At 67.4% G+C, this 11,063-nt stretch carries 11 protein-coding genes, 1 tRNA gene and 2 pseudogenes; 7 read left to right on the top strand and 7 right to left on the bottom strand.

Translation table 11 applies throughout. The features are described from left to right. Positions 1 to 70 precede the first annotated feature (70 nt). From aroA to FV228_RS03330, 3 genes and pseudogenes are all read left to right on the top strand, one after another. Positions 71 to 1,369: pseudogene (gene aroA, locus FV228_RS03340) on the top strand (3-phosphoshikimate 1-carboxyvinyltransferase); the annotation flags it as partial. A gap of 4 nt (positions 1,370 to 1,373) precedes the next feature. Continuing rightward, positions 1,374 to 2,036 (top strand): (d)CMP kinase, encoded by a 663-nt coding sequence (cmk, locus tag FV228_RS03335; RefSeq protein WP_147853283.1) that lies wholly within the window; start codon positions 1,374 to 1,376, stop codon positions 2,034 to 2,036. A gap of 71 nt (positions 2,037 to 2,107) precedes the next feature. Then, positions 2,108 to 2,183 (top strand) — tRNA-Lys (locus FV228_RS03330). Between the two features lie 190 nt (positions 2,184 to 2,373). Here FV228_RS03330 and FV228_RS03325 read toward each other — a convergent pair. Continuing rightward, positions 2,374 to 2,655 carry a PilZ domain-containing protein gene (locus FV228_RS03325; protein ID WP_147853282.1) on the bottom strand — a complete coding sequence of 94 codons (282 nt, stop codon included), beginning with the start codon at positions 2,653 to 2,655 and terminating at the stop codon, positions 2,374 to 2,376. Positions 2,656 to 3,158: 503 nt separating this feature from the next. Between FV228_RS03325 and FV228_RS03320 the strand changes: the two genes are divergently transcribed. Then, positions 3,159 to 4,184, top strand: a complete 1,026-nt coding sequence (locus FV228_RS03320) for a hypothetical protein (protein WP_147853281.1) — start codon at positions 3,159 to 3,161, stop codon at positions 4,182 to 4,184. A gap of 9 nt (positions 4,185 to 4,193) precedes the next feature. Here FV228_RS03320 and FV228_RS03315 read toward each other — a convergent pair whose 3' ends face one another. From FV228_RS03315 to FV228_RS03305, 3 genes are all read right to left on the bottom strand, one after another. Further along, positions 4,194 to 4,379 (bottom strand): hypothetical protein, encoded by a 186-nt coding sequence (locus tag FV228_RS03315; protein WP_147853280.1) that lies wholly within the window; start codon positions 4,377 to 4,379, stop codon positions 4,194 to 4,196. Positions 4,380 to 4,466: 87 nt separating this feature from the next. Further along, on the bottom strand, positions 4,467 to 4,808 hold the full coding sequence (locus FV228_RS03310; RefSeq protein ID WP_147853279.1) for a DUF1236 domain-containing protein: 342 nt from the start codon (positions 4,806 to 4,808) through the stop codon (positions 4,467 to 4,469). Positions 4,809 to 4,886: 78 nt separating this feature from the next. Continuing rightward, entirely contained in the window at positions 4,887 to 5,750 is an 864-nt protein-coding gene (locus FV228_RS03305; protein WP_147853278.1) for a formyltransferase family protein, read from the bottom strand. A 110-nt stretch (positions 5,751 to 5,860) separates the two neighbouring features. Here FV228_RS03305 and FV228_RS03300 point away from each other — a divergent pair. Then, positions 5,861 to 6,585, top strand: a pseudogene (locus tag FV228_RS03300) (SDR family oxidoreductase). A gap of 10 nt (positions 6,586 to 6,595) precedes the next feature. Next, entirely contained in the window at positions 6,596 to 8,182 is a 1,587-nt protein-coding gene (locus FV228_RS03295) for a cryptochrome/photolyase family protein (RefSeq protein ID WP_147853277.1), read from the top strand. On the opposite strand, the gene bcsS is transcribed toward FV228_RS03295, so the two are convergent. Further along, positions 8,149 to 8,820 carry a cellulose biosynthesis protein BcsS gene (bcsS, locus tag FV228_RS03290; protein ID WP_238262783.1) on the bottom strand — a complete coding sequence of 224 codons (672 nt, stop codon included), beginning with the start codon at positions 8,818 to 8,820 and terminating at the stop codon, positions 8,149 to 8,151. The two genes, FV228_RS03295 and bcsS, sit on opposite strands and share 34 nt — an antisense overlap. Before the next feature lie 356 nt (positions 8,821 to 9,176). Here bcsS and FV228_RS03285 point away from each other — a divergent pair, with 356 nt between their 5' ends. Beyond that, complete coding sequence (locus FV228_RS03285; protein WP_281406463.1) at positions 9,177 to 9,779, top strand: exopolysaccharide biosynthesis protein; 603 nt, start codon at positions 9,177 to 9,179, stop codon at positions 9,777 to 9,779. Positions 9,780 to 9,789: 10 nt separating this feature from the next. Here the strand turns inward: FV228_RS03285 and FV228_RS03280 are convergent, their stop codons facing one another. Next, on the bottom strand, positions 9,790 to 10,302 hold the full coding sequence (locus FV228_RS03280) for a winged helix DNA-binding protein (RefSeq protein WP_147853274.1): 513 nt from the start codon (positions 10,300 to 10,302) through the stop codon (positions 9,790 to 9,792). A 162-nt stretch (positions 10,303 to 10,464) separates the two neighbouring features. Beyond that, positions 10,465 to 11,022, bottom strand: a complete 558-nt coding sequence (locus FV228_RS03275) for a DUF6163 family protein (RefSeq protein ID WP_238262781.1) — start codon at positions 11,020 to 11,022, stop codon at positions 10,465 to 10,467. Between the last annotated feature and the right edge of the window lie 41 nt (positions 11,023 to 11,063).

Below are 11,063 nucleotides of genomic sequence, written 5' to 3'. Positions count from 1 at the left end.
AATTATACGGCCACCACCCTCATCTACACCTAGTCTTTCGGCGGCAGCGTCTTATTTTTAAAAGACACAGCTCAAGGGGCGCCTGCGCCCCCCGGGCGACAAGTCGATCTCCCACCGGGCCATGATCCTCGGGCTGCTGAGCCAGGGCGAGACCCGGGTCGAGGGCCTGCTCGAAGGTGACGACGTGCTGCGCACCGCCGCCGCCGCGAAGGCGCTGGGCGCCGGGATCGAGCGCCTCGGCGAAGGGCGCTGGATCGTGCGCGGCGTCGGCATCGGCGGCCTCACGGACCCGGCCGACGTGCTCGATTTCGGCAACGCCGGCACCGGCTCGCGGCTGATGATGGGCGTGGTCGGCGGCCAGCCGGTCACCGCGACCTTCGACGGCGACGCCTCCCTCCGCTCGCGCCCGATGCGCCGCATCCTCGATCCGCTGACCCGCATGGGCGCGCAGGTCCTGTCCGAGGCCGAGGGCGGGCGCGTGCCGCTGACCCTGCGCGGCCTCAACGAGGCGATCCCGATCACCTACGAGACCCCGGCCGCCTCGGCGCAGATCAAGTCCGCGGTGCTGCTCGCCGGCCTGAACGCCCCCGGCACCACCACGGTAATCGAGGCGGCCGCCACCCGCGACCACACCGAGCGGATGCTGCGCCTGTTCGGCGCCCAGGTCCGCGTCGAGCCGCACGGCCCCGACGGCCACGGCCGCAAGGTGTCGCTCACCGGGCAGCCGACCCTGCGCGGGACCGACGTGGTGGTCCCGGCCGATCCGTCCTCGGCGGCGTTCCCCCTGGTGGCGGCCCTGATCGTGCCGGGCTCCGACGTGGTGATCGAGGGCGTGATGATGAACCCGCTGCGGACCGGGCTGATCACCACCCTGCTGGAGATGGGCGCGCAGATCGAGCGCGTCGCCGAGCGGGAGGAGGGCGGCGAGACCGTCGCCGACCTGCGCGTGCGCGCGAGCCGCCTTACAGGCGTCGACGTCCCGGCCGAGCGCGCGCCCGCGATGATCGACGAGTACCCGGTGCTGGCGGTGGCAGCGAGCTTCGCCGAAGGCCGCACCCGGATGAACGGCCTGCACGAATTGCGCGTCAAGGAATCCGACCGCCTCGCCGCCGTTGCCGCGGGCCTCGCCGCCAACGGCGTCCGCCACAGCGTGGAAGTTGACGACCTGGTCGTCGAAGGCGACGGCACGGCAGCGCCCGGCGGCGGCACGGTGGCGACCCACCTCGATCACCGGATCGCCATGGCGTTCCTGGTGATGGGGCTCGCTACGAAGGCGCCGGTCTCGGTCGACGATGGCGCGATGATCGCCACGAGCTTCCCGAGCTTTCTGCCGTCCATGCAGGCCCTCGGCGGCCGGATCGGGGCCTGACATCATGCCGCTCGTCATCGCGATCGACGGCCCGGCCGCCTCGGGCAAGGGGACGCTCGCCAAGCGGCTGGCCGACCATTACCGGCTTCCGCACCTCGACACCGGGCTCCTCTACCGCGCCGTGGCGCTGGCCATGATCGATGCCGGCCTGTCCCTGGACGATTCGGAGGCCGCGTCCCGGGCGGCCCACGCCCTCGACGCCGACAGGTTGGACGACCCGCGCCTGCGCGACCGCGCCATGGGCGAGGCGGCCTCGCGGATCTCGGCGGTGCCGGAAGTTCGCGCCGCGCTTTTGGCCTGGCAACGCCGCTTCGCGGCCGATCCCCAGGGCGCCGTGCTGGACGGGCGCGACATCGGCACGGTGGTGTGCCCCGATGCCAGCGTGAAGCTGTTCATCACGGCCTCCTCCGAGGAGCGCGCCCGACGCCGCCACCTCGAACTCAGCGGACGCGGCGAATCCGCGACCTTCGCGGCAATCCTGTCCGACATCGAGGCCCGCGACGCCCGCGACGCCTCCCGGGCCGCCGCGCCGCTGCGCATGGCCGACGACGCGGTCCGACTGGACACCACCACCCTCGACCCGGACGCCGCCTTCAGCCAAGCAAGAGGTATCGTTGAGCGCGCCCGCGGCGATGGAAGCCGAGCGCCACCCACAACCCCGTGTTGACCCCCCGGCCCCGCTCACCTATTGCGAACGCGCCGTCCCCGCGCGGCCGCCGCAGGGCGGTCCCCGGACGCGAGCGCGTAGCTCAGCTGGTAGAGCAACGGACTTTTAATCTGTAGGTCCTGGGTTCGAGTCCCAGCGCGCTCACCACACAATTCACGATGATGAAAACTCGAGCGTGATGGGGTTTCGACTCGAGCCAATTGCGCACGGGTTGGTCGGGCCATCACACGGACGTCAAACGATTAGGGAGCGTAAATAGAATTGCAAAAATGTCTTTGTGCGCGCTTGCTCTGTATTGTGTGATGATTGCGATTCAAAATTTTAGTTCAATCCGCCCTTACACGCAGAACAGTACCCCGGCTGTTCGCTCCTTCCGCCATATCAACTTCACGGCGTAGCGGATCTCGGTATTCGCCAGCACGAGGTCGAATGCGGTCTCCAACGTGACAACCTGGGAGCCGAGGAATTCGAGCATAGCGCCGCCGTCGGAGAGGTTCTGGATCCGGCAGGGAAAGCGCGATCCGTCCGGGTGCTGCGCGAAGGCCAGAAGCGCCGTCGCCTTGCGATCGCTGGCGCGTCGCTCGACGAAGCCGATCGGGGGCCTGGCGGTGCGGGGCATGGCCGGATGACCCTGGAGATCTCGGCCGATCTGCCGCGATGTCAGTAAAAATGCGCCGAAAACACTAATGATCGATTGATCATGGTTGTAACTGTTCGAAAATAAAGTGCCGGGGCGAGCCTCCTAGGCTATGCGCGGACTGGTGCACACGGCCCCCGTCACGAGCGGCGTGTAGCCGGCGATGCGCTGTGGCTGCTACCTAGGCTCGTCTTTGGGCAGTGGCGGACCTTTGCCAGCCTTGATGAAACGGCCGACGAACAACCCGACAGGAATCGACAGTAGGAACCAGTTCCGCAGGAATCGCAGCGACTTCGACATGGGTCGCTCTCCTTATCTCGACGTGTTGCGCATCAGATCACGATGCACTGCGCGACCCAAACGCATGATCCGGCCGCGGCGTTCGAGCCAAGTGCCGGAATTATGGCGTTTCCAATGCTGAACCGGCAGGCTCCGCGCACAACCTCGACACACCCCCGCCCCCAGGGGGCCTCCGGAGACGATCCATGCGCATCCGCCCCCGCCTCACAGCCTTGTCCTGTCTCCTCTGGGCCGTCTGGCCCACCGCCATCCGCGCCGAAGCGCCCGGCGGCGTCCCCATCCTTGCAGCGCCCCCGTCTTGGCCAACGGGGTTCTCCCGCGATGTCCAGGGCACCGGCCTGCCGGGCCTTGATGGCGGCCACGCCTTCCTCTGGAATCGGCCGGGGCGCTTCGATCCCGCTTCGACGTTGCGGGTCGATCGGCACATCCCGGAGGGGTCGGGGGAGCCGGGCCACACCTACAAGGCGCTGTGGGCGCTTGGATCGTCGGGCCCGCAGAATGCTGGCTACGAATGGACGATCACGGGCGAACTGCACAACCGCAGCCTGGCCAGCACCGGAGCGCAGAACGTTGCCGTCAACGGCACGATCTTTAAGGAGCCCAACGGCATCGGACCGGTGGGGCCGTCCTGGGCCGGAAACTTCAACTGCGTAGACATGACCCAGGAGGCCGATCCGGTCGCCTCTTGCATCGGCGCCGAGATCGACGTGTCCGCGCAATCGCCGACGACGGATCGCAATCGCCAACGGGTCGGCCTGCAGATCTCCACGGGCGGCGTCCCGGGCGCCCATACCGGCTACGGCGTCCTGCTGGGCAACCTCCCGGGCTCGGTCACCGACCGCGGTTTCTCGTTCCAGGGGGAGGGCACCTACGGGATCGGGATCGACACCGCGGCCGGCCGTTTCACCGGCGTGCCGATCCTGCTGGGGGCGGGTCAGTCGATCGCGCTCGACGGCAACCGTGATGGTGCCTTCGCGCGCACCTTCGGCTTCGATGGCCGGGATCTGGTCTACGGGACCGGGAACGGTCCCGTGTTCCGGGTGAGCGATGGGGGACGGGTTCAGGCCGCCTCCGTCCGGGAGACGTCACCGAACCCGCCGCGGAGCAGCCGTGAGACCTGCTCGCCGGGCGATCATGCCTGGGACGAGGCGTTCGAGTACCGCTGCGTCGCCGCCAATCGCTGGAAGCGCGCCGCACTCAGCGACTGGTGAGCGCAGTGCTCAGGCCCGGCGGAAGGGCAGGATCGCCACGAAAGCCGCAGCGGCGGCCCCGATCACGCGCAGGAGCGCGGAGACAGGGCTGTCGGGCGAGATCACCATCCACTCGAACAGCATCGCCCCCGACAGGAGCAGCAGCACCGAGACGAGGAGCGCTTCGCCCGAAACCACGTATGGCTTGGCCTTCATGTGTTTCCCCCTGGCGCTTTTCTTGATCATTCGCACCAGGGTGTTAGCGGATCGGCGACCGGAAGGCGAACGGGCGCCGGTTCGGGCTCAGCGGTCGAAGATGCGCACCACCGCGCGGGTCGCCGGATCCACGACCACGACCTTGTCGCCGGGGGCTACGAAGTAGCCGTACCGGCGCAGGCGCGGGTTCTGCGTATCGGTGAACGGCGCGAGTTCAACGTCCGCCGGTACGATGGTACCCGGCCGCAGCGGAATCGATCCGACGATCGGGCCCGGGCCGACCGGACGGCGCACGATGTAGTCGCGCACGACGACCTCGTCGTCCGGACCGAAATCGTCCTGATCCACGATCACGCCCTGCGCGAAAGCGGATCCGGTGAACAGCGCGGCAAGCCCGAGGGCTGCGGCGAGGCTTGCGCGTGTCGACATGTGAGGCTCCGTGACGTCCAGGACCGGCGGAAACACCGCCCGTCACGAATGCGTTCCAGCTCGCCACAACGCGCGATATCAGCGCCCGACCTGCGCGGCCTCCGCCAGCGGCACCGGCGACCAGCGGGTGATCTGCACGTAGCCGTCCAGCGCGGCGATCACGACGTGCCGGCGATGGCGGTGCACCACCGCACCCGGCGTGTGCGGGTGGCTTTCGCGCCAGCCCTCGGCCGCAGCGACGTAGACCCGCGCGTCCCCCAGCCGGGCGATGGTCTCGACGGTGCCGAAGGCCCGGACCCGGCGCAGGATCGATCCCACATCCTGGCGGAAATCGAGGGTCCGGTCGGTGTCTGTAGCGCGGGGCCAGTACGACCCGTCGCCCTGCGGCTCGGCGCGTCGCCAAAGTGCGGGAAGGTCCTTGCCGATTGGTCCTGACGCGAGACGCCGGGCCACCATCTGGCACTTGGCGAGAACCGTCTCATGGGACTCGGCCTCGTCGAGGCCAAAGATCTCCTGAGCCAGGATGTCGCCGGTGTCGAACCCGTCAGCGAGCACGTGGGCCGTGACACCCCATGTCTCGTACCGGTCCAATACCGCCCGGAACAACGGGTACGGCCCGCGGCCGGTCGGCAGCGGCGAAGGATGGATGTTCAGCCCGTAGGCGGCCCGGCCGCGCCAGCCCTTCACGAGCCAGGGATAGCCGGCCACCACCAACGCCCAATCCTTGCCGTGCTCGGCCTGGAGTGCCTCGATGTCGCGCTCTCGGATGCGTGACAACTGGATTGGCAGGCGCAGCGAACGGGCGCGGGCGACCAGCACGTCGTTGTGATCGTAGACGCCGTCACAGGGCCGGGTGAACAGTTTGACCGGCTTCCAGCCGGCCTCGACCAGGCCCTCGAACACGCCGCCGAGGAAATCGATGCCGGCGAACGCGAACTTCATGCTTGCCGCCTGCGACCTTGTGCACGTGGAGCGAGTGAGCCGGCCGCCTGCCCGGGGACGGAACCGGCCTTACTTTGTCCGGGCCAGGTTGGGTAGCAAGAGGCCCGTGCGTGCGACAGGTTCTGATCTACGGCGGCATGGGCGGCATCGGCTTGGCGACTGCTCGGGCCCTGCGGGCGCGCGGCTACGCCTTGCATCTCGCGGCTCGGGACGGAGACCGACTGGTGCAAGCGGCCGACGAACTCGGCGATACGACCTTCACGGTCGGCGACCGCGATTTCTTCGCCGCTGTCAGCGAGGCGGTCGGTCCCTCTCTCGCGGGTTTGGTCTACGCGGTTGGCACCATCAACCTGCGGCTGATCGGGCGGCTGACTCGGGTCGATGTAGAGACCGACTTCCGCATCAATGCGCTCGGCGCCTTCTCGGCCGTGCAATCCGCCGCGGCCGCACTCAAGTCCGGCGCCGGCGAATCGGGTTCTGGGGTCGTGCTGTTCTCGACGGTTGCCGTGGCCCAGGGTTTCCCCGCGCATACCTGGTGGCGATGGCAAAGGGTGCCGTCGAGGGGCTCGGCTTGTCGCTCGCGGCCGAATTGGCACCGCAGATGCGGATCAACGTGGTCGCGCCCTCTCTGACCCGGACCCCGCTGGCGGCGGCCATCACCGGCAACGAGACCCTGACTGAGGGGATCGCCACCATGCACGCGCTCCAGCGTCTCGGACGCCCGGAGGACATCGCTTCACTCGCGGCCTTCCTGGTCTCGGACGAGGCCGGCTGGATCACCGGGCAGGTGATCGGGGTCGATGGCGGACGCGCGAACCTGCGCACGAAGGGCTGACGGGGTGTCCATGAAGCCCACACGAGAAGCCGGAGGCGTCCTGCGGTTCGTCCTCGGGGATCAGTTGAACCGGCGGGTGTCGAGCCTGCTCGACCTCGATCCCGAGCGCGACGTCGTCCTGCTCGTCGAGGTGCGGGACGAGGCGACCTATGTCCGTCACCATAAGCAGAAGATCGCCTTCCTGTTCGCCGCCATGCGCCATTTCGGTGCCGAACTGGAGGCCGAGGGTGTCGCGGTCGATTACGTCCGCCTCACGGATCTCGGTAACACCGGCAGCTTCACGGGCGAGCTGGAGCGGGCGGTGGTCCGCCATGCGCCCACCTCCGTCGTCGTCACCGAGCCCGGCGAATGGCGGGTCTGGGAGATGATGCAGGATTGGCGCGAGGCCCTGCCCGTCCCGGTGGAGATCCGGTCCGACAACCGCTTTCTGTGCCCGCGGATGGATTTCGCCCGCTGGGCCGAGGGGCGTCATCATCTTCGGATGGAGACGTTCTATCGCGGCATGCGCCGTCGGACTGGCCTCCTCATGGATGGCGGCGAGCCCGTCGGCGGCCGCTGGAACTTCGATCCCGACAACCGTAAGCGTCTGCCGAAGGGGCACCGGCTACCGGACCGCATCGGGTTCCAGCCCGACGCGATTACCCGGGAGGCCATCGCGCTGGTGGAGCGCGAGTTCGCCAGCCATTTCGGCGACCTCGCGACCTTTTCCTGGCCGGTAACGCGGGCCGACGCGCTAGCCGCCCTCAAGCACTTCATCGAACAGTGCCTGTCCACGTTCGGCGATTACCAGGATGCCATGAAGGCCGGCGCGCCGTACCTCTACCACGCGCTGCTATCGCCACCGCTCAACGCCGGCTTGCTGACTGCCGAGGAAGTCTGCTGGGCCGCCGAACGGGCCTATCGAGACGGGACCGCGCCGCTCAACTGTGTCGAGGGGTTCATCCGGCAGATCCTCGGCTGGCGGGAATATGTCCGCGGCGTCTACTGGGCACGCATGCCGGAGTATCGGGAGACCAATGCTCTGGATGCCGGCAGGGACCTGCCGTGGTTCTACTGGTCGGGTGAGACGAAGCTGAACTGCATCGCCAACGTGGTCGCGGATACCCGTCGCCACGCCTACGCCCATCACATCCAGCGCCTGATGGTAACCGGAAACTTTGCCCTGATCGCCGGCCTTGATCCGGCACAGGTCGAGGAATGGTACCTGATCGTGTTCGCCGACGCCTACGAATGGGTCGAGTTGCCCAACGTGCACGGCATGGTGCTGTGGGCCGATGGGGGCGTGATGGGCTCTAAGCCCTACGCGGCCTCAGGCGCCTATATCGACCGGATGTCGGATTACTGCGCGCGTTGTGCCTACGACGTAAAGGTCAAGGCGGGGCCGGACGCATGCCCGTTCAACTACCTGTACTGGAATTTCCTGATCGAGAACGCTGACACGCTGTCTGGAAACCCGCGCATGGCGATGCCGTATCGGACCCTCCGAGGCATGAGTGATCAGCGCCGCGCCGAGATCCGTGAGGATGCGAGCCGCTTCCTCGGCGCCCTCGAATCCGAGCGCGTTCACCAGGGCGACCACACCGCCAACGCCACGTAGGGTGCGGCGCTTCGCCAAGCCGTCTCGGTTTGAAGACCGGCCGACACACGGAAGCTGTAGCGGGCGATGGCAAAATCGGTCGCGTGCAAGCCGAGATTCCATTTTCGATAGCCCGTCTCGTCTCCGTACGCGCTGATCTCCGGGCCGAGATAGGCGCCACCTATCCGATAGCCCCAGGCGAGTCGTGTCCATAAGCTGACGCGAGTCGAGCCGGAGACAGCGGTCGCCTGGAGGAGCGTGTTCTCGGTCGGGCGTGCCCAGATCTCGGCGTGCAGGCGCATGCCATACGCGGCTGGCGAGACCGTTACGGCGCGCGGGTCGGCCAGCATCTCCATCGAGCCTTCGGGCCCCGCGAAGATTGCGGTCGTTCCCCAATCGTAGAACCATTGGTAACCGAGAACCGCGGCCGCGATGAACGTGTAGCGCGTGCGCGGAAGGCCGAATGCGCCGCGTTCGCGTTGACGACCGCTCCCGACGCTCGCGAGTATGACGAAGCCGTCCTGATCGAGAGGGCCGAGCGCGAGCTTCGCGCCGACGGTCAGGAATGTCGCGGCGCCGGCGTCGAGGCTGCCGAACAGCAGCGCATCGATCTCTCCGCCGCATGCCGGAGGAGCCTGCACAGCGAACAGCGAGGCCACCAGGGAGGCTCCGAGCGGCTTGCTCCGGCCGATCGCGAAGGCTTTGCTCCTGCACACGGATCCGCCCTCGGTGGCGAAGCCGTAAACCTACTGCTGAACGACGTAGAGCGCAGTAATTTTTACCGTAGGTTCACTGGAAAATTATCTCGAGTTGCGCAGGCGTGCTGCCGGCGAAATGCACAGCATCGAAGATGTGCTTTGACATACGTAAGATTTGCTTCGAGTTTGATTGGCGTTACCTTAGGTATGAATCCTCGACCGTGCCGCAGCAACAGGTCCGTGCGGCAGCCACGCGCTTGGCCTGCCGGGTGATCTCGGCTAGAGCCCGCGCCAGGACAGCGAAGGTTGGCGGATCCTTGACTGCCGGTTCACGAACGTCGGACGTCCTCACTGTGCTAGCGAGCCAGGAGGGGGAGCGCCTCACCGTGGGCGACATCGTCGCAGTGCTGCGGGATCGCGCCTTCGCGCTGCTCGTGGTTCTGCTCGGCTTGCCGAACTGCTTGCCGATGCCGCCGCCGATCCCGCTGATCTGCGGGCTCCTGCTGCTGCTCGTGGCCGTTCAGATCGCGGCCGGCATGTCGGCGCCGTGGCTGCCCCGGATCCTGCTCGGCCGATCGATCGCGCTCACCGATGTGCGCCGCGCCGTCACCCGGGCGGTGCCGATCCTGCGGCGTCTGGAGCGCTGGTCGCGTCCGCGCGTCAGCGTGTTCGAGACCGCGCTGGGCATGCGCGGGATGGGGATCGCCCTGTTGGCGCTGGCGCTGGCGCTGATCGTGGCCGCGCCGATCGTCGGGCAGATCCCGCTGGGGCTCGCCGTCTGCCTCGTGGGTCTCGGCCTCGTCGAGCGCGACGGCCTCGTCGTCATGGGCGGATTGGTGATCGGCGTCTTCGGCGTCGCCATCAATGCGGGCTTCGCCTACGCGGTCATCGCCGGGATCGTCAGCCTCCTGAACCTCTGAGCCGCTCGGATCAGAGCCGGTAACGGATCTGGTCGGTCCAGAAGCGCTCGAGACGGCCCAGAGCCGTATTCAGCCGGCCGAAGTCGTCGTCCGAGATGCCTCCGATCGGCGCGATCGTGCGGGCATGCTTGTCGTAGAGCCCCTGGATGATCTCGTGGACCTGCTGGCCCTTCTCGGTGAGGCTGATTCGGACGGAGCGTCGGTCGGTCTTCGAGCGAGCGTGGTGCAGGTAGCCGGCCTCGACGAGCTTCTTGACGTTGTAGGAGACGTTGGAGCCGAGATAGTAGCCCTTCGTCCGCAACTCGCTCGCGGTCAGCTCCTTGTCGCCGATGTTGTACAGAAGCAGCGCCTGGACGCTGTTGACGTCTTCCCGGCCGCGGCGCTCGAACTCGTCCTTGATCACATCCAGCAGCCGGCGGTGCAGCCGCTCGACTAGGTGAAGCGCCTCCAGGTAGGAGCCCTTGGCGGACGGGGTCTCCTCGGGGGCCTCGCTCTTCGCGACACGGGCGCTCTGGGTCTTCATCGTCTGCCTCACCGTCTGTTGCCGCGGTGCCCGTTCGATGCGGTGCCGCTGATGATGGCTAAGCTACGTACCGGGAATGAAAGGCGATTTAAGCGACAGGATGAATTCCCGATTTACTCTTCGCGGTAAAGACAAACTGAAGCGAAGATCAGAACGGTTCGTTCACCGTGCTTCCTGCGCGGCCAGCCAGGACAGCATGAAGTACATCAGCACGACGGTCAGGCCGAATACGAGCAACGGCACCGGCATCGGGACGAGTTGCGGGGTCAACACCGCGAGCGTCATCGCGGATGTCACGGCCAGCAACCAGATCACGCCGCCCCAGGCGCTCGTCAGCCACAGGCCGATGGCCGCCGACGCGTCCACCACCGCGAAGTAGACGATCGCGGCCTGGCGGCCGAACGGCTCGATTTCGAAGGGGCGCGAATCTGGCATGACGTCGAGGATCGTCGCCCAGGACGCGATGCTCTTGACCAGCCAGAACAGCGCCGTGATCCGCATGAACCAGACGAGGACCGTGTCCCATGTTCCGGGGGCCGGCCCCGGCGCGCGCTCGATCCGGTCGGTGGGCGTGTCGCCCGGCCGAACACCCTTGCGTCGGATCGGGAAGGAGCCGGGCATTACGGCGCGCCCGTGGGTGAGAAAAGCCGATGCATCGTCGGGAGGCCGGGATTGATGGGGGATATGCTGGGTTGAATCCGTTCCGGCGCCCTGCGTCAACGGTCTGATTTCACCGTGCCCGGACGGTGTGCTAGTCCAGA

Origin of the sequence: Methylobacterium sp. WL18, from assembly GCF_008040015.1 — a bacterium.
Lineage (GTDB): Bacteria > Pseudomonadota > Alphaproteobacteria > Rhizobiales > Beijerinckiaceae > Methylobacterium > Methylobacterium mesophilicum.
This window is presented reverse-complemented; position numbering and strand designations above follow the sequence as displayed.